16 protein-coding genes are annotated in these 23,061 nt (G+C 67.5%); 9 read left to right on the forward strand and 7 right to left on the reverse strand.

Annotated elements, in window-relative coordinates; all coding sequences use genetic code 11:
- The first annotated feature begins 53 nt into the window (after positions 1-53).
- Genes D0T21_RS31015 through D0T21_RS31025 form a run of 3 tightly spaced genes read left to right on the forward strand, consistent with a single transcriptional unit; the run spans position 54 to position 5,656 of the window.
- Positions 54-1,283 (forward strand): TolC family protein, encoded by a 1,230-nt coding sequence (locus D0T21_RS31015; protein WP_116993795.1) that lies wholly within the window; start codon positions 54-56, stop codon positions 1,281-1,283.
- Positions 1,276-2,490, forward strand: coding sequence for an efflux RND transporter periplasmic adaptor subunit (locus tag D0T21_RS31020; RefSeq protein ID WP_116993794.1), 1,215 nt, complete (start codon positions 1,276-1,278; stop codon positions 2,488-2,490). Before D0T21_RS31015 ends, D0T21_RS31020 begins: the two co-directional genes overlap by 8 nt.
- Positions 2,491-2,503: 13 nt before the next feature.
- A complete protein-coding gene (locus tag D0T21_RS31025) occupies positions 2,504-5,656 on the forward strand; it encodes a CusA/CzcA family heavy metal efflux RND transporter (RefSeq protein ID WP_116993793.1) in 3,153 nt (1,050 codons plus the stop codon).
- Positions 5,657-5,698: 42 nt separating this feature from the next.
- Here D0T21_RS31025 and D0T21_RS31030 read toward each other — a convergent pair whose 3' ends face one another.
- The gene (locus tag D0T21_RS31030; protein WP_116993792.1) at positions 5,699-6,328 is read right to left on the reverse strand and encodes a TIGR02281 family clan AA aspartic protease; all 630 of its coding nucleotides are present in this window, start codon (positions 6,326-6,328) and stop codon (positions 5,699-5,701) included.
- Between the two features lie 311 nt (positions 6,329-6,639).
- Here D0T21_RS31030 and D0T21_RS31035 point away from each other — a divergent pair, with 311 nt between their 5' ends.
- Entirely contained in the window at positions 6,640-7,086 is a 447-nt protein-coding gene (locus tag D0T21_RS31035) for a hypothetical protein (protein ID WP_116993791.1), read from the forward strand.
- Positions 7,087-7,092: 6 nt separating this feature from the next.
- Here the strand turns inward: D0T21_RS31035 and D0T21_RS31040 are convergent, their stop codons facing one another.
- Positions 7,093-9,144 (reverse strand): glycoside hydrolase family 97 protein, encoded by a 2,052-nt coding sequence (locus tag D0T21_RS31040; RefSeq protein ID WP_116993790.1) that lies wholly within the window; start codon positions 9,142-9,144, stop codon positions 7,093-7,095.
- 98 nt (positions 9,145-9,242) lie between these two features.
- Positions 9,243-11,369: an acid phosphatase gene (gene acpA, locus D0T21_RS31045; RefSeq protein WP_116993789.1), complete on the reverse strand. Its 2,127-nt coding sequence runs from the start codon at positions 11,367-11,369 to the stop codon at positions 9,243-9,245.
- A 138-nt stretch (positions 11,370-11,507) separates the two neighbouring features.
- Here acpA and D0T21_RS31050 point away from each other — a divergent pair, with 138 nt between their 5' ends.
- The gene (locus D0T21_RS31050) at positions 11,508-12,779 is read left to right on the forward strand and encodes a cytochrome-c peroxidase (protein WP_116993788.1); all 1,272 of its coding nucleotides are present in this window, start codon (positions 11,508-11,510) and stop codon (positions 12,777-12,779) included.
- A 105-nt stretch (positions 12,780-12,884) separates the two neighbouring features.
- A complete protein-coding gene (locus D0T21_RS31055) occupies positions 12,885-15,548 on the forward strand; it encodes a polysaccharide deacetylase family protein (protein ID WP_116993787.1) in 2,664 nt (887 codons plus the stop codon).
- 11 nt (positions 15,549-15,559) lie between these two features.
- Here D0T21_RS31055 and D0T21_RS31060 read toward each other — a convergent pair whose 3' ends face one another.
- Both D0T21_RS31060 and D0T21_RS31065 read right to left on the reverse strand, forming a co-directional pair.
- Positions 15,560-15,871: a cupin domain-containing protein gene (locus D0T21_RS31060; protein ID WP_116993786.1), complete on the reverse strand. Its 312-nt coding sequence runs from the start codon at positions 15,869-15,871 to the stop codon at positions 15,560-15,562.
- On the reverse strand, positions 15,868-16,470 hold the full coding sequence (locus tag D0T21_RS31065; protein WP_116993785.1) for a DJ-1/PfpI family protein: 603 nt from the start codon (positions 16,468-16,470) through the stop codon (positions 15,868-15,870). The genes D0T21_RS31060 and D0T21_RS31065 overlap by 4 nt, the downstream gene beginning before the upstream one ends.
- Before the next feature lie 81 nt (positions 16,471-16,551).
- On the opposite strand from D0T21_RS31065, the gene D0T21_RS31070 reads away from it, so the two are divergent.
- Both D0T21_RS31070 and D0T21_RS31075 read left to right on the forward strand, forming a co-directional pair.
- Entirely contained in the window at positions 16,552-17,535 is a 984-nt protein-coding gene (locus D0T21_RS31070) for a GlxA family transcriptional regulator (RefSeq protein WP_116993784.1), read from the forward strand.
- A gap of 34 nt (positions 17,536-17,569) precedes the next feature.
- The gene (locus D0T21_RS31075) at positions 17,570-17,962 is read left to right on the forward strand and encodes a hypothetical protein (protein ID WP_116993783.1); all 393 of its coding nucleotides are present in this window, start codon (positions 17,570-17,572) and stop codon (positions 17,960-17,962) included.
- On the opposite strand, the gene D0T21_RS31080 is transcribed toward D0T21_RS31075, so the two are convergent.
- Together D0T21_RS31080 and D0T21_RS31085 are read right to left on the reverse strand one after the other, a co-directional pair.
- Positions 17,941-18,828: a retroviral-like aspartic protease family protein gene (locus tag D0T21_RS31080; protein WP_116993782.1), complete on the reverse strand. Its 888-nt coding sequence runs from the start codon at positions 18,826-18,828 to the stop codon at positions 17,941-17,943. The two genes, D0T21_RS31075 and D0T21_RS31080, sit on opposite strands and share 22 nt — an antisense overlap.
- 78 nt (positions 18,829-18,906) lie before the next feature.
- Positions 18,907-19,665 (reverse strand): class I SAM-dependent methyltransferase, encoded by a 759-nt coding sequence (locus tag D0T21_RS31085; RefSeq protein ID WP_116993781.1) that lies wholly within the window; start codon positions 19,663-19,665, stop codon positions 18,907-18,909.
- 575 nt (positions 19,666-20,240) lie between these two features.
- On the opposite strand from D0T21_RS31085, the gene D0T21_RS31090 reads away from it, so the two are divergent.
- On the forward strand, positions 20,241-23,061 hold a 2,821-nt coding region (locus D0T21_RS31090; RefSeq protein WP_373995385.1), incomplete at its 3' end, for a beta strand repeat-containing protein.

Raw genomic sequence — 23,061 nt, forward strand, 5'->3', positions numbered from 1 at the left:
TTTTAGACGCCTGAGTCTCGTCGAATTCCTTTTCCTATCGTCTGGAGAATTCGATGTACAAGTATCTGTTGCCGCTCGTCGTAGCGGCATGGCCTGCCTATGCGCAGGCCGAAATCGAGCCGTCCGCGCCGCTGACGCTGAAGGCCGCCCTGGCCCTGGCCGGCGGCGCCAACGCGGAACTGGCCGCCGCCCGCCATGAACTGGGCGCGCTGGACGGCGCCGTGCGCCAGGCCGGCCTGTCGCCCAATCCCACGCTGTCGGTCGAGCGGCTCGACACCCGCAGGGACACGCGCGAAACCACCGTCCAACTGAGCCAGCCGCTGGAGCTGGGCGGCAAGCGCGCCGCCCGCGTGCAGGCGGCCGAGCGTGGCCGCGACGGCGCCGCGGCCGAACTGGCGCTGCGCCAGGCCGGGATCCGCGCCGCCGTGATCGACGGCTGGTTCGCCGTGCTGGCCGCGCAGGAGCATGTGCGGCTGGCGCAGCAGGCGGCCGAGCTGGCGCAGCGCGCGGCCGGCGCCACCGCGCGCCGCGTGGTGGCCGGCAAGGTGTCGCCGGTGGAGGAGACCCGCGCCCGCGTGGCCGCGTCGTCGGCGCAGCTGGATTTGATCCGCGCCCGCAGCCTGCTGGCCGGCGCGCGCCAGCGGCTGGCGACCCTGTGGGGCAATCCGGCGCCGCGCTTCGAACGGGTCGACGGCGCCAGCGAGGCGCTGTCGCAACTGCCGGAACTGGCCCCGGCCGAGGCCATGCGCCACCGGCTGCAAGGCGCGCCGGCGCTGGCGCTGGCCCGCGCGGAGCTGGCGCGGCGCCAGGCGCTGGCGCAGGTCGAGCTCAGCAAGCGCACGCCGGACCTGACCTTCAACGTCGGCGGCAAGCGCTCGGAGGAACTGGGGCGCACGCAGGCGCTGTTCGGCATCTCGCTGCCGCTGCCGCTGTTCGACCGCAACCAGGGCAGCGTGCTGGAATCGGCGCGCCGCGTCGACAAGGCGCGCGACGAGCTGGCCGCCACCGCGCTGCGGCTGGAAGCCGAGCTGGCGCAGGCGCGCGCGGAGTTCGACCTCGCCCGCCAGCAGGCGCAGGCCCTGCGCGCCGACATCCTGCCCGGCGCGCAAAGCGCCTACGACGCCGCCAGCACCGGCTTCGAATACGGCAAGTTCGGCTTTCTCGACGTGCTCGACGCCCAGCGCACCTTGCTGCAGGCGCAAACGCTATACCTGAACGCCCTGGCGGACGCGCACCGCGCGCTGGCCGTCATCGGCCGCATCCTCGGAGAAGAACATGAATAAAACCCAGAAAATCACCATCGCCGTCATGGCGCTTATCGGCCTGCTGCTGGCGGTCCTGATGCTGATGCCCAGGCGCGGCGCCGGGCCGGCGACGGCGGCCGCACCGGCGGAGCAGGCCGCGCCGGAGCATGGCGGGCATGCGGACGCGCAGCCGGAAAAAATCGCGCTCGACGATATCCAGGCCAAGGCCGCCGGCGTGGCGCTGGCCGTGGCGGCGCCGGCCAGGATCAGCGTCGCCATCACGCTGCCGGGCGAGATCCGCTTCAACGAGGACCGCACCGCGCACGTCGTGCCCAAGCTGGCCGGCGTGGTCACCAGCGTGCGCGCGGAGCTGGGGCAGAACGTCAAACAGGGACAGGTGCTGGCGGTGATCGCCAGCAGCGGCCTGTCCGAGCAGCGCAGCGAGCTGCTGTCGGCGCAGCGGCGGCTGGCGCTGGCCGGCACCACCTTCGAACGCGAACGTCGCCTGTGGCAGGACAAGATCTCCGCCGAGCAGGACTACCTGCAGGCGCAGCAGGCGCTGAGCGAAGCCGAGATCGCGGTGCGCAACGCGCGCCAGAAACTCAGCGCCATCGGCGCCGGTGCCGGCACCGGCACGACGGCAGCGGCGGCGGGCGCTGAGCTGAACCGGCTGGAACTGCGGGCGCCGTTCGACGGCGTGGTGATGGAGAAGCACCTGGCGCTGGGCGAAGCGCTGAAGGAGGATGCCGCCGTGTTCACCATCTCCGACCTGTCCGGCGTGTGGGCGGAAATCGCCGTGCCGCCCAAGGACCTGGCGCTGGTGCGCGTGGGCGAGACGGTGGTGGTCAAGGCCTCGGCCTTCGACGCCCAGGCCAGCGGCAAGATCACCTACGTCGGCTCGCTGCTGGGCGAGCAGACCCGCACCGCCAAGGCCCGCGTGGCGCTGGCCAATCCCGACCGCGCCTGGCGCCCCGGCCTGTTCGTCAGCGTCGACGTGCTGTCGGGCCAGGCCGACGCCGCCGCCGTCACCGTGCTGGCCGACGCCATCCAGACGGTGGAGGACAAGCCGGTGGTGTTCGTCAAGGTGGCGGGCGGCTTCCGCGCGCAGCCGGTGCTGCCCGGCCGCAGCGACGGCAAGCGGACCGAGATCCTCAAGGGCCTGGCGGCCGGCGCGCAGTACGCGGCGGCGGGCAGCTTCGTGCTCAAGGCGGAGCTGGGCAAGGACAGCGCCGAGCATGCGCACTGATACGGGAGACACCATGTTTGAACGCATCATCCAATTCGCCATCGCCCAGCGCTGGCTGGTCCTGCTGGCGGTGGCCGGCATGGCCGCACTCGGCGTCTACAACTACCAGAAGCTGCCGATCGACGCCGTGCCCGACATCACCAACGTGCAGGTGCAGATCAACACCTCGGCGCCCGGCTACTCGCCGCTGGAGACCGAGCAGCGCGTCACCTTCCCGATCGAGACCCTGATGTCCGGCCTGCCCAGGCTGGAGCAGACACGTTCGCTGTCGCGCTACGGGCTGTCGCAGATCACCGTCATCTTCAAGGACGGCACCGACATCTTCTTTGCGCGGCAGATGGTCAGCGAGCGCATACAGGAGGCGCGCGCGCAGCTGCCGGCCGGCGTCACGCCGGCCATGGGTCCGGTATCGACGGGGCTCGGCGAAATCTACCTGTGGACGGTGGAGACCAGGCCGGGCGCGAAGAAGGCCGACGGCACGCCCTACACGCCGACCGACCTGCGCGAGATCCAGGACTGGATCATCAAGCCGCAGCTGCGCAACGTGCCCGGCGTGACGGAGATTAATTCCATCGGCGGCTACGCCAAGGAATACCAGGTGGCGCCCCATCCGCAGCGGCTGGCCTCCTACGGCCTGACCCTGCAGGACGTGGTGACGGCGCTGGAGCGCAACAACGGCAACGCCAGCGCCGGCTACATCGAGCAGCGCGGCGAGCAGCTGCTGGTGCGCGCGCCGGGCCAGGTGCAGTCGCTCGACGACATCCGCAACATCATCCTCGGCAACGTGGACGGCGTGCCGGTGCGCGTGCGCGACGTGGCGGAGGTGGACATCGGCCGCGAACTGCGCACCGGCGCCGCCACCGAGAACGGCCGCGAGGTGGTGCTGGGCACCGTCTTCATGCTGATCGGCCAGAACAGCCGCGCGGTGTCGCAGGCGGTCGACCGCAAGATGGTCGACATCAACCGCAGCCTGCCGGCCGGGGTGCAGGCGGTCACCGTGTACGACCGCACCACGCTGGTGGACAAGGCGATCAACACCGTGAAGAAAAACCTGCTGGAGGGCGCGGTGCTGGTGATCGTGGTGCTGTTCCTCTTCCTCGGTAACATCCGCGCGGCGGTGATCACGGCGCTGGTGATCCCGCTGGCGATGCTGTTCACCTTCAGCGGCATGGTCACCTACCAGGTCAGCGCCAACCTGCTCAGCCTCGGCGCGCTGGACTTCGGCATCATCGTCGACGGCGCGGTGGTCATCGTCGAGAACTGCGTGCGGCGGCTGGCGCACGCGCAGGCCCGCCACGGCCGCGTGCTGACGCGCGCTGAGCGCTACGCGGAAGTGTTTGCCGCCGCGCGCGAGGCCCGCAGGCCGCTGCTGTTCGGACAGCTGATCATCATGGTGGTCTACCTGCCGATCTTCGCGCTGACCGGCGTCGAAGGCCGCATGTTCCATCCGATGGCGCTGACGGTGGTGATGGCGCTGGCGGGCGCGATGCTGTTGTCGATCACCTTCATCCCCGCCGCCGTGGCGCTGTTCATCGGCGACAGCGTGGTCGAGAAGGAGCACCGCCGCATCACCGGCTGGTACGCGGCGGTGCTGGAGCGCGTGCTGGCCAACACGCCGGTGGTGCTGGCGTTCGCCGGCATCGCGGTGGCGCTGTCGGTGCTGCTGGCCACGCGCCTGGGCAGCGAGTTCGTGCCCAGCCTGAACGAGGGCGACATCGCCATCCAGGCGCTGCGCATCCCCGGCACCAGCCTGACGCAGTCGGTGCAGATGCAGCAGCAGGTGGAGCTGGCGCTGAAGCGGCAGTTCCCCGAGATCGAGCGCATCTTCGCGCGCACCGGCACGGCGGAAATCGCCTCCGACCCGATGCCGCCCAACGTCTCGGACGGCTACATCATGCTCAAGCCGGAGTCGCAGTGGCCGGCGCCGAGGAAGTCGCACGCGCAACTGGTGGCGGCGATTCAGCAGGCCGCCGAGCGTTTGCCGGGCAATGCCTTCGAATTCTCGCAGCCGATCCAGCTGCGCTTCAACGAGCTGATCTCGGGCGTGCGCAGCGATGTCGCGGTCAAGCTGTTCGGCGACGACATGGCGGTGCTGGGCGAGACCGCCGCGCGCATCGCCGTCACCTTGGGCAAGGTGGACGGCGCGACCGAGGTCAAGATCGAGCAGACCAGCGGCCTGCCGGTGCTGACGGTGCAGATCGACCGCGGCAAGACCGCGCGCTACGGCCTGAATGTGGGCGACGTGCAGCAGACCATCGCCACCGCCATCGGCGGCCAGCAGGCCGGCACCATGTTCGAGGGCGACCGCCGCTTCGATATCGTGGTGCGGCTGCCGGACGCGCTGCGCAGCGACCTGGATGTGATGCGGCGCCTGCCGGTGCCGCTGCCGCGCGCCGGCGGCGCATCGGCAGGCGCTGCTGGTGGCGCTGGCGCGGCCAACTTCATCCCGCTGGGCGAGGTGGCGACCTTCGCCATCGCGCCGGGGCCGAACCAGATCAGCCGCGAGGACGGCAAGCGCCGCGTGGTCATCAGCGCTAACGTGCGCGGGCGGGATATCGGTTCCTTTGTCGCGGAGGCTGAAGAGCGCCTGCGGCAGGTGCAGATCCCGGCCGGTTACTGGACCAGCTGGGGCGGACAGTTCGAACAGCTGCAATCGGCGTCGCGGCGCTTGCAGATCGTGGTGCCGGTGGCGCTGCTGCTGGTGATCGTGCTGCTGTTCGCGATGTTCGGCAATCTGAAGGATGGGCTGCTGGTGTTCAGCGGCATACCGTTCGCGCTGACCGGCGGCATCGCGGCGCTGGCCTTGCGCGGCATACCGTTGTCGATATCGGCGGCGGTGGGCTTCATCGCGCTGTCGGGCGTGGCGGTGCTGAATGGGCTGGTGCTGATCTCCTTCATCCGCAGCCTGCGCGAGGAGGGGCGCACGGTGGAGCAGGCGATCCGCGAAGGCTCGCTGGGCCGCCTGCGGCCGGTGCTGATGACGGCGCTGGTGGCGTCGCTGGGCTTCATCCCGATGGCGATCGCCACCGGCACCGGCGCCGAAGTCCAGCGCCCGCTGGCGACGGTCGTCATCGGCGGCATCCTGTCGTCCACCGCCTTGACGCTGCTGGTGCTGCCGCTGCTGTACCGGCTGGTGTATCGGCGCGAGCAGTCTAAAACGGCTTAAGGCTTGGAAAGTTCCGCAGCCGATAACACCCGGCTGCGGGCTTTACCTGGGCGTCAATATCATTTCCTGCCGCTCGCGCCGCATGCTGAATTGGTCCAGGAAATTACTGCCCAGCAGAATGATGGGCAAGCCGCTCTCCTGGACGATGGCCTCAAGATTGCGGAGCTCCACCTCGCCGATGCGCATCCTCTCTATATGCACCCGGAAGACGTTGGCGATGCCGTTTGCCGTCGATGCGGTGCCGGGCTGTCCTTTGCGGTAGTCGATGCCGAAGCGGGTGGCGTCCGTCGCAGGCATCGCGATGTGGGTGGCGCCGGTATCGACCAGCATCCGCGCATTCATGCCATTGATGCTGCCATTGGTGTAAAACTGGCCGGCGGAGTCCGCACGCAACACCAGCGACTGGTTCGCGCCGTTCTGCGCCGGATAGCGGCCCATGGCGATCGTCACCGACTTGCCATGCTCGGTGATGGTGGCGCCGTCGTTATGAACGGCCAGCAGTTGATGGCCCGGCGCAATGGTGCTGCCGATTGCGTAGGCAGTGGGCTCGCCGCCGTCTACCGTCATCAGCGCGCGATCACGGACTACGCCCACCAGGCTGATATTGGCGGCGAAGGCATTTGCGCCGGAAAGGATGAAGCCGGCTGCTAAGGCATAGGTTGGGAAGCGCATGGTAGTCGGCGGGAAAATGTTGGGAATTACTTAATTGCCGCTGAGCATAACATTTTAAGCCGGCTCAAAATGCGCACATCTTCACGCTATTGCCATCGCTATACAGAGTGGCATATTTTGGGCGGGCTCTAAAAGCTCTAAACGCTCTAATTCAGTAGAGATTGAACTAAATCGTTAGAGATCGCTCTAAAAAAGAAGCGCGGCGTAGAAAAAATAGAAAAATTAGAGCCGAGATTAGAAAAATTAGAGCGAAGTCTAGCGAATTAGACCGATCTCTAGCGATTTAGAGCTTTTAGAGTCGGAGAAAAAAAATGTCCCTCCCTATACCCCTGCATCTACCGCACCACGTACTCCAAGGCCTGATAGACCGCACGCGCGAAGGCTGGTTCGGCCCGAAGACCGAAGCCGTGGTGTGCAAGCTGATTCAAGACTGGATCGCCCGCAGCGGCGCCAGGCCGGAGCTTCCTGAAGACGAACACGACGCCACGCCAAACGCGGTGCATGACGCCAGCAAAGGCTATCAATGGAAGCAGCTCTTCCTGCCAAACGGCACCGAACTGCGCGCCACCTTTTGCGGCAAAAGCACCTACGCCAAAGTGCAGGACGAAGTCATCATCAGCGACGGCGCCCAGACCACGCCATCGCGGCTGGCCAACGCAAGCGGCTGCGGCACGCGCAACGCCTGGCGAGCGATCTGGCTGCGTTTTCCCGGCGAGCGCACATGGAAGCTCGCCGCTGCCTGCCGCGCGGACGAATAGAGCGCGCTACTCGCCGACCGGCACCAAGCGGATGGCCTGGCCGCCGCCGGGGGCCAGCTTGAGCTGCAAGACGGTCTTGGAGGTGACGCTCTTCTTCTCGATGACGATATCGAAGCGGTGGCTGTTGCGGTAGTCGGCGTGCTCGCCGTCGCGGTAGATCTCGGCGGTGTAGCGCTTGCCGGCGTCGAGGAAGGACAGCGGCAGCGACAAGGTGCGCGCCGCGCCGTCCGTCACCGAGCCGACATACCAGTTATCCGAGTGACGGTCCTTGCGGGCGATGGTCGCGTATTCGCCCACCGCGCCATGCAGCACGCGCGTGTCGGCCCAGTCGGTCGGCACGTCCTTGATGAATTTGAACGGACCCGGATACTTCTCGTAGTTCTCGATCAGGTCCGCCGCCATCACCACCGGCGAGTAGATCACCACGAAGCTGGCCAGCTGCTTGGCCTGCGTCGAGTTGATCGGCCGGCCCTTCACGCCTTCCAGGCTCAGGATGCCCGGCGTGTAGTCCATCGGCCCGCTCAGCATGCGCGTGAACACCAGGTTCGCTTCATGATCGACGCCGTTGATCGGATTGCCCCAGGCGTTGTACTCCATGCCCCGCGCACCCTCGCGTGAAATCCAGTTCGGATAGGTGCGGCGCAAGCCGGTGTCCTTGACCGGTTCGTGCGTGTCGATCGCCAGCTTGTAGCGCGCCGCCTCCGTCACCGCCTTCAGGTAGTGCCGCACGCCCTCCTGCGAATCGGTAAAGCCGTAGTGCGCGCCGCCGCCGGCGCTGCGGAACTGCGCCGTGCCGGCATCCGTCACGTAGCCGGACTTGATGCTGTCCACGCCCAGCTTGGCATACAGCTGATAGCCCGCATCCATCTGCTCCTCGTAGTGCGCGGCGTTGCCGCCGGTCTCGTGATGGCCGATCAGGCGCACGCCCTTGCCGATGGCGTAGGCGCTGGCCGCCGCCAGATCGAAGTCGGGATACGACTGCGTGAAGCTGAACTCAGTACCGTCACCGTACCACTTGCCGTCCCATCCCACGTTCCAGCCTTCCACCAGCACGCCGCGGAAGCCGTTGCTGGCGGCGAAGTCGATATAGCGTTTGGTGTTCTCCGTGGTGGCGCCGTGCTTGGCGCCCGCGCCCCAGGTGGTGCGCTCCAGATGCATCTCCCACCACACGCCGACAAACTTGGACGGATGCACCCACGATACGTCGCCCAGCCGGTTCGGCTCATTCAGGTTCAGGATCAGGTCCGACATGTACAGCCCCGCCGCGCTGTCGGCGATCTGCATGGTGCGCCACGGCGTGGTGAACGCGCCCGTCCGCTCGACCGGCGCGCCGGTGGCCGACGGCGTCAGGTGCGCGCGCAGCTTCTGGCCTTCCACCTTGCGCAGCCACATCGACGCATAGTCCACCAGCGCCGCCTCGTGGAAGGCGATGTGGGTGCCGTCCCTGGTGCGTATCGTCAGCGGCGTGTTGGCCATGCCCACTTCGCTCAGCGGTGTTTTGGTGACCGGATATTCCAGCGCGGCCATCTCGCCGGCCGGCTGCCACCACGCCGTGGCCGGCGCGGCGACGACGAATTCGGTCAGCTCGTCGGCGATGCGCGTTTGCGGCAACTGCGGCTGCTCCGGCAGTTCGTAGCGGAAGCCGACGCCGTCGTCGAACACGCGGAACACCAGCGCCATGCGGCGGTCGTGCTGCGCCTTCTGCACCAGCTCCAGCCGCAGCTCGCGGTAATGATTGCGCACGTAGCGGCGCTCGCCCCACGGCTGTTCCCAGGTGTCGTCATGCTCGCTCACCGCCTGTCCGGCCAGCGAGAAGCCGCCGTCCAGCTGCGGCGCGTTGGCCAGCACAAAGCCCAGCCGCGACGGCGCGATCAGGGCCTTGCCGTTGCGCCGCACCTGGTACGCCAGCCGGCCGTCGCCACTCAATTGCAGCGACACGCTGATCCTCTGGTCGGGCGAGGCGACGGTGGCCAGGGTGTCGTCGGCGCGGGCCGACGCGGCGCAGGCGGCCAGCAGCAGGAGCGCGATGGCGCGGCGGGAGTGGGGCAGGAGGGACACCGGTGGTTTCCTTGATCGCATGATAGGGACCGTACATCATGCCAGAAAACCAAACACGCCAGCCGCAAGGGCTGGCGTTGATGCCGCGCGGGCGGCGCTTACTCTTGCGGGGTCAGTGCCAGCGCGGAGCTGAAGTCGCCCATCGGCTTGGCGCCGTTGGCGGCCAGCGCCTTGTCGCGGGTGCTCAGGCCATCGAGCAGCGGCAGGTTGAAGCGGCGGGTGATGGCGCGCAGGATCGAGGCCGAGTCATACTGGGTGTGGTCCACGCCCTTCTTCACGTACGGCGAGACGATGATGGCCGGCACGCGCGTGCCCGGACCCCACTTGTCGCCCTTCGGCGGGCTGGCGTGGTCGTAGAAGCCGCCGTTCTCGTCGTAGGTGACGATGACCAGCATGTTCTTCCACTGCGGGCTCTTCTTCAGCTTGGCGATGACGTCGGCGATGTGGGCGTCGCCGTCGGCCACGCTGGCGTAGCCGGCGTGCTGGTTCAGGTTACCCTGCGGCTTGTAGAAGGCCACCGGCGGCAAGGTGCCGTTGGCGGCGTCGGCCACGAACTGGCTGTCGTAGTCCTTCAGGTGGGCCGCGCGGTAGGCCGGGTTCTTCACCGGGTCCATATTGGCGAAGTAGTTGAACGGCTGGTGGTGGAACTGGAAGTTGGGCGGATTGGTGATCGCGCCGCGGGTGGCACCGGTGGTGGCGGCGGTGGTGTCCTTCCAGGCGCCGGCGTACCAGGCCCAGTCGATGTTCTTGCCGGTCAGCAGATCGCCGATGTTCTTCTGCGTCTGCGGCGGCAGCGTGTTGGACTTGCTGGTGTCGGCGTACAGGTGGGTGCTGTCGTCGGCGGCGTAGCTGTTGCTGCTCGGCTGGTACGGCGGCTGCATGGTGTTGACCGCGTAGAACATGCCGGTCGCGTCGGCCGGCGTGATGGCGCCGTCGTTGGCGTAGGCCGGCGCGCCATTGAGCACGCTGGCCGGCGCGCTGGCCGACGGCGTCAGGCGCACGAAGTTGCCCTTGGCGTCGACGTCGATCTTGGCGATCGATCCCTTGGCCACCGAGGTGTCGGCGTTCGGGTACTGCGGCGCGCAGGCGCAGATCAGGTACTGGTGGGTCAGGAAGGAGCCGCCGAAGGCGCCGATGTACAGGTTGTCGGCCAGCGCGTACTGCTTGGCGATGTCCCACATCTTCATCTTGCTGCCGTCGTAGTAGCCCATGGTCAGGCCGCCGGCGTCGGAGTAGGCCGCGAACTTGTCGTTGGCGCCGCCGTTGATCTGCATCTGGTTGTTGTAGAAGCGGTGCACCAGGTCACGCGTGATGACCGATTGGCCCATGTACAGCGGGCTGTTGACGTCGTCGATCTGGAACGGCTTGTTGGCCATGCCCACCGTCTGCGCCTGCGTGATCACCACGCTCTGGCCGGCGGCCGCCATGCCGCCCCAGGTCGGCGGCAGGGCCGGCAGGGTGCTGTTGTCGTAGTCCTTCTGCGGCACGTAGGCGCTGGTCGAGGCCGGGTTCACGCCCGGCACGCCGTTAGCGCCCGGGAACAGGCCGTACAGATTGTCGAAGCCGCGGTTTTCCGCGTAGATGACGACGATGTTCTTGATGTTGTTGAGCGCCAGGCCGGCGTTGAGCGTGGCGGCGATGTCGGCCGGCGCGGCCAGCGCGCTGGCGGCGGCGATGACGTCGGTCACGCTGGCGTTCTCGGCCTTGAGCTTGGCCTGGTCGTCGCCGCCGACCTTGTTGATGTCGGCGACCAGGTTGGCTTCGGCCACGCCCAGCTTGGCGGCCAGCTTGCTGCTGGCGGCGGCGAAGTCGCCGCCGTTGGCGTCCATCAGCGTGACCAGCTCGGTGGTGATGGCGCTGACCACGCCGGTGTGGCCGTTCGGCGCGCGCAGCAGCAGCTTCTGGGTGACCTTGGCGCCGGCGTCGCCGACGGCGTCGTGGCGGATGGCGTCGGTGCCGACCGTGACCAGCAGCGCGCCGGTGCTGGTGCCGGTGATGGTGTAGCTGCCGTCGGCGCCGGTGCGCACGGACGACGAGCCGCTGTCGCAGGTCAGCTTGGCGCTGGTGCTTTCCAGGCAGACCACGGCGTTTTCATAATAGCTGCCGACCACTTGGCCCTTGATCGCGGGCACGTTGTCGGAGGAGCTGCCGCAGGCGACCAGGCCGGCGCCCAGGCCGATCGACATCAGCATCAGGGGCAACGGGCGCATCGGGTTCAGTTTCATGTTCTTGCCTTGTAGAGTGGGTATTAAAGCGCCTCATGCTAGTTTTGAAATATTTCAGGGTGATGAAATTGCATGTTTCGCTTTGTATCCTTTCCCATCTGTCATGTAGCGGTCATTTCACGCTGCTAGGCTAGCCGCATGAAAAAGATTGTCGTTGTCCTCGCCGCCGCGCTGCTGGCGGCCTGCCAGAAACCGCCCGCCGCGCCTGCTGCCTCTGCCGCCCCTGCCGCCCCTGCCGCCGCCTACGCCCCGCTGCAGCACCAGCCCAGCGTGCCGGTGCTGACGGCGCTGGGCCGCGCCATGTTCCACGAGACCAGCTTGTCGGCGTCCGGCCGGCATAGCTGCGCCAGCTGCCACAGTCCCGACAACGCCTACAGCCCGGCCAACCGGCTGGCGGTACAGCTGGGCGGCGGCGACGGCGCCACGCAAGGCACGCGCGCCGCGCCGTCGCTGAAGTATCTGCAGACGGTGCCGCCGTTCAGCGAGCACTATCACGACGACGACGGCGACGACAGCGTCGACGCCGGCCCGACCGGCGGCTACGACTGGGACGGCCGCGCGCGCTCGGCGCACGAGCAGGCGCGCGGGCCGTTGCTGTCGCCGCGCGAGATGGGCAATCAGGACGACGCGGCGGTGGTGGCCAGGCTGCGCGCCGGCCCGCTGGCGCCGCAGTTCCGCCAGGCCTTCGGCAACGACATCTTCGACCATCCGGACGCCGCCATGCGCGCCGCGCTGATGGCGCTGGAAGTGTTCCAGGAGAGCCCGGCCGATTTCTACCCCTACACCAGCAAGTACGACGCCTACCTGCGCCAGCAGGCCACGCTGACGCCGCAGGAGGCGCGCGGCCTGGCGCTGTTCAACGACGAGGCCAAGGGCAATTGCGCGTCCTGCCACATCAGCAAGATCGCGCAGGGCGGGGCCTTCCCGCAGTTCACCGACTACGGCCTGATCAACCTGGGCGTGCCGCGCAACGGCAAGCTGGCGGTCAACGCCGATCCCAAGTATTTCGACCTCGGCCTGTGCGGCCCGGACCGCACCGACCTGAGCGAGCACCGCGAATACTGCGGCCGTTTCCGCACGCCGTCCCTGCGCAACGTGGCGCTGCGCAAGGTCTACTTCCACAACGGCAGCTTCGACAGCCTGGAGCAGGTGCTGCGTTTCTACGTGCAGCGCGACACGGCGCCGCAGAAATGGTATCCGCGCAAGGCCGACGGCAGCATCCACAAGTTCGACGACCAGCCGGCCGGCATGGACGCCAACGTCAACATGGAAGCGCCGTTCGGCGGCCGGCCCGGCGCCAGGCCGGCGCTGAACGACAAGGAAATCGCCGACGTGGTGGCCTTCCTGCACACGCTGACCGACGGCTACCCCGGGGTCAAGTCTGACATTCGGACAGGAGCTCAGCGGTAGCGACTGACAACGGCAGGGCTCGTGTCCGAATGTCAGACTTGACCCCCGACTGTAATTAGCAAATTTGTCATAGAATGCGGGATTCGCTTTTTATAGACATTGCCCATGAAATACATCAAGCAGTTGAGCATCGCGGCCGTGGTGGTGGCCGTCGCCGGCGCGGGCGCCTACCTGGCGCTGCGCGGCAAGCAGCCGGCCGGCGCGCCCGCCGCCGCCCCGGTGGTCGCAGGCGCCACGCCGGAGATCATGCCGGAGTTGCGCAATATGCTGGCGGCCTACCGCAAGATCATCGTGCTGCTGGCCGACGAGAAGTCGCTGTCCGAATCGGACCGCAAGGCCGCCGGCCAGGTCGGGCAGTCGCTGTTCCACGAGAACCTGGAGCGCCTGGCCAAGGTGCAGGCGATGCTGGCGCAAACCCAGGCGCTGCCGCCGTCGCAGCGCGACGCCGCCGACGACGCGCTGCTGTCGTACATCGAATCGGCCAGCGATTTGTTCGACGCCGACCGCCTGGCCTTCCGCGAAGTGCTGCTGTCGCTGCAAAAGCTGGCGGCCGCCGACCAGACCCTGCCCGCGATCAAGCTGCACAAGCGCGTCAGCGAAGACCTGGCGGCGCTGGAGGATATCGAGAAGCAGTACGACAAGGAGATCAACGACATCTTCTCGCGCTTCGACACGCGCGCCATCACGCCCAAGCGCGAACGCTGGGACGACTACGTGAGCCACCTGCGCAAGCTGTACGCGCGCGAGCAGATCATGAAGGACTACGGCGTCATCGTGCCGTATCCGGAGCAGCCCAAGTCGGCGGAGCAGGAAGTGCAGGCCAAGGAAATCTTCGGCAACGCGCTGCCGCCCAAGACCGTGGTGCTGACCTTCGACGACGGCCCGCACAAGAGCTACACCGAGGAAGTGGCGGCCATCCTCAAGCAGTACAACGTGCCGGGCGTGTTCTTCCAGGTCGGCCAGAACCTCGGCAAGCTCGATGCGCAGGGCAAGCAGACGCTGAGCGCCAACGCCGCCGAGAGCCGCCGCCTGATCGACGCCGGCCACACCGTGGGCAACCACAGCTTCAGCCACGCGCTGCTGTCCAAGGAAAAGGGCGAGCAGCTGTACGGCGAGATCGCCAACGCCGACCTGCTGCTGAAAGCCACCGATGCGCGCCGCTCGGACCTGTTCCGCTTCCCGTACGGCGCGCACAACGCCGAGGGACTGGCCATCCTGTCCAAGCTGGGCCTGCGCTCGGTGATGTGGAATATCGATTCGCTGGACTGGGCCGACCCGGTGCCGAGCTCCATCGCCAACCGCGTGCTGACCACCTTGAGCAAGGAGCAGCGCGGCATCATCCTGTTCCACGACATCCACGAGCGCAGCGTCAAGGCGCTGCCGATGGTGCTGGATAAATTGATCGCCGACGGCTACAGCTTCGCGGCCTGGGACGGCCATGAGTTCAAGGTGGCCAAGGGCGGCAAGCCGGAGCCGGAGAAGATCGCCGTCAGCACCGGCTACGCCAACAGCTACGCGGTGGTCATCGGCATCAACGACTACCAGAAATGGCCCAAGCTGCAATACGCGGTGCAGGACGCCAAGGCGATCCGCGACACGCTGGTCAACCGCTTCGGCTTCGCCAGCGAGCGGGTGTTCACGCTGTCCAACGGCGAGGCCACGCGCAACAACATCCTGGCGCTGTTCCACGACAAGCTGGCCGACGCCCAGTTGAAGAAGGACGACCGCATCTTCGTGTTCTTCGCCGGCCACGGCGCCACGCGCCAGCTCAGTTCCGGCCGCAACCTGGGCTACATCATCCCGGTCGATTCGGACCCGCAGCAGGTCAGCTTCGACGCCATCCCGATGACGGACTTGCAGAACATCGCCGAAAGCCTCAATGCCAAGCACGTGCTGTTCGTGATGGACGCCTGCTACAGCGGCCTGGGTCTGACGCGCGGCGGCGGCAACAGCGCCTTCCTGCGCGATAACGCGCGCCGCATGGGCCGGCAGATGCTGACCGCCGGCGGCGCCGACCAGATGGTGGCCGACGGCGGCCCGAACGGCCACTCGGTGTTCACCTGGACCTTGCTGCAGGCGCTGAACGGCAAGGCCGACCTGAACGGCGATGGCCTGATCACCGCGACCGAGCTGGCGGCCTATGTGGCGCCGGCGGTGGCCAGCGTGTCGCAGCAGACGCCGGCCTTCGGCAGCCTGCCGGGATCGGAGGGCGGCGAGTTCGTGTTCCAGCTGCCGGTGGAGGCGGAGTTCCTCAGCGCGCAATCGGCGCAGCTGTCGCCGGACGCGATCGCGCTGAACAGCAAGCTCGATAAGGGCCGCGACCAGAAGGCCGACGGCAACACGGTGCTGGTCAAGAACCTGCAGGGCGAGGAGCAGAAGATCGCCGCGCCCAAGCCGGTGGACGCGTCGAGCCGCCAGCTGGCGCAGCGCGCCAACGACAAGGGCCTGCAGCTGTACAAGGAGAAGCAGTACGCGCAGGCGGAAGCGGCGTTCACCGAGGCCTTGAAGTACCGTCCCGATTTCGGACTGGCGGCCAACAACCTGGGCTTCGTCTACTACAAGCAGGAGAAGTACGCGGAAGCGGCGCGCTGGTTCGAGAACACGCTGCAGATCGACACCTCGCGCGCCATCGCCTACCTGAACCTGGGCGACGCCCGCATGCACCTGGGCGACAGCGAGAAGGCGAAGAAGGCCTACACCAGCTTCCTGGAGCTGGCGCCCAACCACGCCAACGCCGGCTACGCCAAAGAGCAGCTCAAAAAACTTTGACCTGACCCGTGTCACGGGCTGCCGGCGCGCTCGATGACCAGGATGCGCGCCTGGCCGCATGGGTGGGCGGAGTGGGCGTCGCCTTCGTCGACGAAGAAGATGTCGCCCGCCTGCAGCCGCACCGTCTGCTCTGCCCCGTCCTGGCGGTAGTGCATGTCCACCTCGCCGTCCATCACGGCGAACACTTCCTGGCCGTCGTTGACGTGCCAGCCGTAGGGCTGGTCGGTCCAGTGCAGGCGCACGGTGGCGTCCTGCATGGCGGCGATCAGGTCGGCGCCCCAGGCGCGCCCGGCGCGGTAGTCCTTGCTGCGCACGATCCTCATGCCTCGTTCCAGTCGTATTCCATTTGCAGCGCGGTGCGCGCGGCCAGTTCGTGGCCGGCCAGCCGCGCCACCAGGTGCAGCGACATGTCCATGCCGGCCGAGATGCCGCCGCTGGTGACGATGCGGCCGTTGTCGATCCAGCGCCGTTCGCCCGCCACCGTCAGGTGCGGGAAGGCGGCGCGCAGGTCGGCGATGTCTTCCCAGTGCGTCGTCACTTGCTGGCCGTCGAGCAGCCCGGCCTGCGCCAGCAGGAAGGCGCCGGTGCACACCGACGCCACCAGCTCGCAAGCGGGCGCGGTGGCGGCGATCCAGCGTATCACTTCCTGCTTGTCCTGCTCCGCCGTCACCACGCCGCCCGGCACGATCAGCACGTCGAGCTGGCCGGCGTTGCCGAAGTCCGCCTCGGGGAACACGCTCAGGCCGGCGCGCGCGCGCAGCATGGCGCTGCGCTGGCCGATGGTGCGCACGCGGAACGGCGCTGCCGATCCCGGCGCCAGCTTGGCGGCCATCCGCGTGGCGCAGGTGAATACTTCGTACGGCCCGGCGAAGTCGAGCACTTCAACGTCGTCGAATACATAGATGCCTATGGTGCGTGTCATGGTGGCTCCCGTGAGTAGAAGCGTTCATCATGCCTGCGTGGCGGTTGACACAAATGACATTCATGGTTGAATATCTGCCACATGAAACCTATCGACATCTGGCTGCTCGTTTATCCCGGCTTCGTGCTGCTGGACGCCACCGGCCCGGCGCAAGTGTTCTCCACCGCGAACGACGAGGCGCGCGACGCCGGCCTGCCCGAGCCCTATCGCATCCGCATGATCGCGCCCGGCGGCGGGCTGGTGGCGTCCACCGCCGGCGTCAGCGTGATGACGGAGCCGCTGCCCCGGCGCAGCCTGGCGGGATCGACCCTGATCGTGGCCGGCGGCCGCGGCCTCGAACGGGGCGACAGTGCGGCGCTGGAGCCGGCCAATGTGCGCTGGGTGCGGCGCGCGGCGTTGGGCGCAAGTGGCGTGCGCCGTTGCTGCGCGGTGTGCACCGGCGCCTTCGTGCTGGCGCAGGCCGGCCTGCTGCAAGGCCGCAGCGCCGTCACGCACTGGATGGACGCCGCCCAGCTGCAGGCGCAGTATCCGGAGGTGCAGGTGCTGGACGACGCGATCTACGTCAAGGATGGCCCGTTCTACACCTCGGCCGGCATCGCAGCCGGCATGGACCTGGCCCTGAGCCTGGTCGAGGAAGACCAGGGACGCGGCGCGGCGCTCGATACGGCCAAGCGGCTGGTGGTGTTCTTCAAGCGGCCCGGCGGCCAGCGCCAGTTCAGCTCCGAGCTGCTGGCGCAGGCCGATCCGCAAGGCTTGCACGGCCAGTTGACCGACTGGCTGCGCCCGCGCCTGAAGCGCCAGATCGATGTCGAGCAGATGGCGGCGGCGTTCGCGCTGTCGGTGCGCACGTTGCACCGCCGGCTGCAGCAGGAGGCGGCCATCTCGCCGGCCCAGCTGCTGCTGCGGCTGCGCATGGAGGCGGCGTGCGGCCTGCTGGAGCGGCCCGGCATGAGTGTCAAGCGCGCCGCCAGCCAGAGCGGCTTCGGCAGCGAGTACAATCTGCGGCGCGCGTTTGCCGCCCAGCTGGGCGTGGTGCCCAGCGATTACCAGGCGCGCTTTGGCTGAACCAGGCGCGTGTACAAATAAGCGGACGATATTGATGATGCAGGAATTCGAGAAGTGGGTGGCGCGCGTGCTGCTGCTCAACAGCGCGCTGGCGCTGGGCGTGAGCCTGGGCCTGCTGGGCGAGCCGCAGTCGGCCGACGCCCTGCCGTTGCTGTACGGCGCGGCCATGCTGGGCTTCCTGTCGGCCGTGCTGTCGCTCAAGCGCTGGAAGGCCGGCCTCTGGGGCGGCGTGCTGTACTACGCGCTGCAGCTGGTCAGCATCTATCCGTTCGACGGCGGCTGGCAGTTTGCCGTCAAGGCCGGCGTCAGCATCGGCCTGGTGATGCGCTTCGCCAGCGGCGTGGTGGTGGTCAACATGGTGGCGCTGGCGCTGCTGGCGGCCACCGCCGCCGTGCTGGCCTGGCGCTATCGCGCGCCGAAGACCTGACCGCCCAGGTAGGAGTAGTAGAAGCGCTGCCGGCCGGTGGCCAGCAATACGCGGTGGGCGCGCAGGAAGTCGCGGCCCAGTATCATGTCGACGTGCTTGATGCCGAACTGCTGGGTGTTGGGCACCGCGCCCAGCGCGATGCGCGGGTGGCCGATGTTTTCCTCGCCGATGGCGAAGCTGTCGAAGACGGCGCCCTCCGGCGTCGCGGCGGTCACGCCCAGCGCCGCCGCCGTGCCCAGGTCGACCAGCGACTGTTCGGCGCTGGTGTCGATCAGCGCGCGCACGCTGCGGCCGTTGAGCTGCGTCTGCACGTAGGCGCCGCTGTGCTTGTCGCTCAGCTCCAACGGCACGTCCAGCGCCTGCGTGTCCCAGTAGGCCAGCGACTTGGCGCCACAATCGTCCTCCTTGAAGAATTTCAGCTTGCGGTCGGCCAGCGCGATTTCCAGGTCCGACTGCAGCAGGTAGTCGGCGCCGACCTTGCCGCCGTAACCGGGATCGTCGGCGCGGTCGACCACCGGGAACCAGGCCTTGGCCACGCGCGACGGGCCGATCACCACTTCCTCGGGCTGGGCCGCGAAGCTGGCGGTGTCGGTGTCGGCGCCGCGCACGCGGTTGAGGGTGCGCGTCAGCGGCAGTTGCTGGCGGTCGGCTTCGGCGCGCGTGAGCACGGTGCGGGGGGCGCCGGTGTCGATCAGCATGCGCACCGGCTTGCCGTTGACCTGGCCTTCGATGTAGGGGATGCCGGTCGCGGCCTGGAGGTTGAGCTCGAGCGCGGCCAGCTCGGTGTAGCGGCAGGCGTGGGCGGTGGCGCTGGCCGCCAGCAGCAGGCCGGCGCCCAGCAGTCGTTGCAGGGTAGGGTGGGTCATGGCACGAAAGCGATTGGTAAGCCCGGATCAGGCGATGCCCGATGTTAGCATTTCAATCAACTTTCGTGGCCGACAATTTTACGGCTTGCGGAAGCGCAGGATGAACTGGTCGGTGTGGGCGCGGATGCCGGTCTCGAACACCTGGGCGCTGCGGTCGTCCTTGGGATTGCGCAGCGCCTGCGATTCGGCGTCGAGCACGAAGCCGGCCGCCAGCACCTCCTGCTTGACCAGCGCCTCGTCGATGCGGTGCAGCTTGGCCATGCCGGCCTCGTCCAGACCCGGCTGCGCCGAATGATCCAGCACTATATAGTAGCCGCCCGGCTTGAGCGCCTCGAACACCGCCTTGTTCAACTCGGCCGTGCCGGCGGCGCCGCTCCAGATGCGGATGTCGTGGTAATTCTGCGAGGTCCACACCAGGTCGGCCTTGACCGGCACGTTGAGCGAGGCGGCGCCGACCGCTTCATGCACGTTGGCGCGGCCCGGCTCGGCCGACACCGGCGGCGGCAGCGGCTTGCCCTTCAGGCGGTCCAGCAGCGCCTGCGGCGCCACCGCGTACACCGCGCCCTGCGGGCCGACCGCCGTGCTGAACAGGCGGGTGAAGTAGCCGCGGCCGGCGAAGTAGTCCACCACCACCTGGCCCGGCTGGACCTTGGCGAAGGCCAGCATCTCGGCCGGCTTGCGGTCGGCGTCGCGCGCCTTGTCGGCGTCCGGGCGGGTGGCGTCGGCCACGGCGGCGGCGGCCAGCGGCGCCTGGCCGGCGGCGTGGCCGGCGGCCAGTGCCAAGGCACTGCTCAGGCAAAGTAATCCAAGGATGCGGCTTCTAGGCAACAAGTTCATTTTGAAAGTCTCCGTAGGTGGGGGCGGCTGTTTTCCCGCCTTCTCGGTGCAGGCGGCATCCGGATTATGCACCGGATATGTCAAATTGGCATGGCTTACCCCCTCTGTTCGGTCATCTGTTTGTCATACGGCAAAGGCAAAATGTTCTTGCGGATATATTTCCCATAAAAAATTATCAATTCCAGCATGATACTTGCATGATGGAATTCTTTAACGGGTAACTTTTTTAATAAATAAACATTCCTCTCAGGCAGGTTGCGGGAGAGAGACAGCGCTTGAAATAAATTCTTTTGGGAAATTTACTCGGATATAATCGGCCCTTGGAAGACGATTGGATGGAGTGACTTTCCGGTTCCAGCTGGGATGGCCCGCAAGTTAGTGGCCAAAAGAAAAGTTTACTTAATGAAAGTCCAAATTCAGTCGTTATATACAGGACGGAGTAGTTTTTTCCGGCAACACCCAAAAAATTTTGTTAAAAAAGTAACAAATCCACTACAGGGCTCGGGCATCAGACAAAAGCTGATCGCTCGAGTTGCTTTCTGAGCAGATAGAGATGTACCTCCAGGAGAATTAGCATGAGTTTCGCGACCAGTTTTACCACTGACCAGATTGCCAGTTTCAGCACGGCCCAGATCATCACACTGGCAACTGCCGACATTGCGGCGTTCACTTCGGATCAGTTGGCTGCGTTCACGACCGCGCAAATTCCCGCCTTCACTACTGCCCAGGTGGCCGGGGGCCTGACCTCCACCCAGATCGCCTTCCTGACCACCAAGCAAGCCAACGCGCTGACCTCGAATCAGGTCGCCGCGCTGCAAACGGCGGCCATCGCCGCGCTGACCACCAACGACGTCGCCGCGCTGGCCACGGCCGCGGTGGTCGGCATCACCGTCAACCAGGTCAAGGCGCTGACCACCGACCAAGTGGTCGCGCTGAGCAGCAACCAGGCCGCGCAACTGAGCTCGACCCAGGTCGGCGCGCTGGGCACCAGCGCCATCGCCGCGCTGGAAACGGCCGATCTGGCCGCGATCAAGAGCACTTCCATCGCCGTGCTGAGCAGCGCCCAGGTGGCCGCGCTGACCACCGCGCAAGTCAATACCATGGGCACCGCCGCCGTGGCCGCGCTGAGCACCGCCGGCATCGCCGCGCTGAACAGCGACCAGGCCGTCGCGCTGACGTCGGCGGAAATCGCCGCCATGGGCACCGCGCAAGTGGTCGCGCTGTCGAGCCGGGCGCTCGGCGCGATTGAAACCGCCGACCTCGTCGGCCTGAGCACCAATGACATCGCCGCCCTGCGCACTTCGCAGCTGGTCGGCCTGGCCACCGCGCAAGTCGCGGCGCTGTCGACCAACCAGATCGGCGCGCTGAGCACTGCCGCCGTTGCCGGCCTGAGCACCGACCAGGTGGTGGCCCTGACCACCGCGCAAGCGAGCACCCTGAGCACCGCGCAAGTCGTCGCGCTGAGCACCCGGGCCATCGCAGCCCTGGAAACCGCCGACTTCGCCGCCCTGTCGACCAACGCCATCGCCGCGCTGAGCGTGGCGCAAGTCAAGGCGCTGAGCACCAATGATGTGGTCGCATTGACCACCGCCGCCGCCGCCGCGCTGAGCACCGCGCAAGTGGCCGCCCTGTCGACCGACGCCGTCGCCGCGCTGGAGACGGCCGACCTGTCGGCCATCAAGACCGCCGCCATCGCCGTCCTGAGCTCCGCCCAGACCGCCGCGCTGACCACCAAGCAGATCAACACCCTGGCCACCGCCTCGCTGGCCGCGCTGAGCACCGCCGGCGTCGCCGCGCTGACCACCGACCAGGTCGTCGCACTGACCTCGGCCCAGCTGAGCAGCATGAGCTCGGCACAAGTTGCCGCCTTCACCAGCAACGCCATCGGCGCCATCGAGACCGCCGACATCGTCGGCCTGACCACCGCCAACGTCGCCGCCCTGCGCAGTGCGCAGCTGGTGGGCCTGGCCACGGCGCAAGTGGCCGCGCTGTCGACCAACCAGATCGCCGCGCTGAGCACCGCCGCCGTGTCCGGCCTGACCACCAACCAGATCGTCGCGCTGACCACCGCGCAAGCGAGCACGCTGAGCACCGCGCAAGTGGCCGGCCTGAGCACCAACGCCATCGCCGCGCTGGAAACGGCCGACTTCGCAGCACTGAAGTCGGACGCGATCGCCGCCCTGAGCGTCAACCAGGTCAAGGCCCTGACGACCGACCAGGTCGTCGCGCTGACCACCGCCGAAGCCGCCGCGCTGAGCACCGCGCAAGTGGCCGCGCTGTCGACCAATTCGATCGCCGCGCTGGAAACGGCCGACCTGTCGGCCATCAAGACGGCCGCCATCGCCGCCCTGAGCAGCGCCCAGGCCGCCGCGCTGACCACCAAGCAAGTCAACACCCTGGCCACCGCCTCGCTGGCCGCGCTGAGCACCGCCGGCGTCGCCGCGCTGACCACCGACCAGGTGGTCGCACTGACCTCGGCCCAGCTGAGCAGCATGGGTTCGGCACAAGTTGCCGCCTTCACCAGCAACGCCATCGGCGCCATCGAGACCGCCGACATCGTCGGCCTGACCACCGCCAACGTCGCCGTGCTGCGCAGTGCGCAGCTGGTGGGCCTGGCCACGGCACAGGTTGCCGCGCTGTCGACCAACCAGATCGCCGCGCTGAGCACCGCCGCCGTGTTCGGTTTGACCACCAACCAGATCGTCGCGCTGACCACCGCGCAAGCGAGCACGCTGAGCACCGCCCAAGTGGCCGGCCTGAGCACCAGCGCCATCGCCGCGCTGGAAACGGCCGACTTCGCAGCGCTGAAATCGGACGCGATCGCCGCCCTGAGCGTCAACCAGGTCAAGGCACTGACGACTGATCAGGTCGTCGCGCTGACCACTACCGAAGCCGCCGCGCTGAGCACCGCGCAAGTGGCCGCGCTGTCGACCAATTCGATCGCCGCGCTGGAAACGGCCGACCTGTCGGCCATCAAGACGGCCGCCATCGCCGCCCTGAGCTCCGCCCAGGCCGCCGCGCTGACCACCAAGCAAGTCAACACCCTGGCCACCGCTTCGCTGGCAGCGCTGAGCACCGCCGGCGTCGCCGCGCTGACCACCGACCAGGTGGTCGCACTGACCTCGGCCCAGCTGAGCAGCATGAGCTCGGCGCAGGTTGCCGCCTTCACCAGCAACGCCATCGGCGCCATCGAAACCGCCGACATCGTCGGCCTGACCACCGCCAACGTCGCCGCCCTGCGCAGCTCGCAATTGGTGGGCCTGGCCACGGCGCAAGTGGCCGCGCTGTCGACCAACCAGATCGCCGCGCTGAGCACCGCCGCCGTGTCCGGCCTGACCACCAACCAGATCGTCGCGCTGACCACCGCGCAAGCGAGCACGCTGAGCACCGCCCAAG

The organism is Duganella sp. BJB476, from assembly GCF_003416895.1.
In the GTDB taxonomy this organism is placed as follows: Bacteria; Pseudomonadota; Gammaproteobacteria; order Burkholderiales; family Burkholderiaceae_D; genus Rugamonas.

What these genes read in the sequence shown, in the direction of transcription:
- D0T21_RS31015 (WP_116993795.1), top strand. Translation starts at nt 54, where the DNA reads ATGTACAAGTATCTGTTGCCGCTCGTCGTAGCGGCATGGCCTGCCTAT.
- D0T21_RS31020 (WP_116993794.1), top strand. Translation starts at nt 1,276, where the DNA reads ATGAATAAAACCCAGAAAATCACCATCGCCGTCATGGCGCTTATCGGC.
- D0T21_RS31025 (WP_116993793.1), top strand. Translation starts at nt 2,504, where the DNA reads ATGTTTGAACGCATCATCCAATTCGCCATCGCCCAGCGCTGGCTGGTC.
- D0T21_RS31030 (WP_116993792.1), bottom strand. Translation starts at nt 6,328, where the DNA reads ATGCGCTTCCCAACCTATGCCTTAGCAGCCGGCTTCATCCTTTCCGGC.
- D0T21_RS31035 (WP_116993791.1), top strand. Translation starts at nt 6,640, where the DNA reads ATGTCCCTCCCTATACCCCTGCATCTACCGCACCACGTACTCCAAGGC.
- acpA (WP_116993789.1), bottom strand. Translation starts at nt 11,369, where the DNA reads ATGAAACTGAACCCGATGCGCCCGTTGCCCCTGATGCTGATGTCGATC.
- D0T21_RS31050 (WP_116993788.1), top strand. Translation starts at nt 11,508, where the DNA reads ATGAAAAAGATTGTCGTTGTCCTCGCCGCCGCGCTGCTGGCGGCCTGC.
- D0T21_RS31055 (WP_116993787.1), top strand. Translation starts at nt 12,885, where the DNA reads ATGAAATACATCAAGCAGTTGAGCATCGCGGCCGTGGTGGTGGCCGTC.
- D0T21_RS31060 (WP_116993786.1), bottom strand. Translation starts at nt 15,871, where the DNA reads ATGAGGATCGTGCGCAGCAAGGACTACCGCGCCGGGCGCGCCTGGGGC.
- D0T21_RS31065 (WP_116993785.1), bottom strand. Translation starts at nt 16,470, where the DNA reads ATGACACGCACCATAGGCATCTATGTATTCGACGACGTTGAAGTGCTC.
- D0T21_RS31070 (WP_116993784.1), top strand. Translation starts at nt 16,552, where the DNA reads ATGAAACCTATCGACATCTGGCTGCTCGTTTATCCCGGCTTCGTGCTG.
- D0T21_RS31075 (WP_116993783.1), top strand. Translation starts at nt 17,570, where the DNA reads ATGATGCAGGAATTCGAGAAGTGGGTGGCGCGCGTGCTGCTGCTCAAC.
- D0T21_RS31080 (WP_116993782.1), bottom strand. Translation starts at nt 18,828, where the DNA reads ATGACCCACCCTACCCTGCAACGACTGCTGGGCGCCGGCCTGCTGCTG.
- D0T21_RS31085 (WP_116993781.1), bottom strand. Translation starts at nt 19,665, where the DNA reads ATGAACTTGTTGCCTAGAAGCCGCATCCTTGGATTACTTTGCCTGAGC.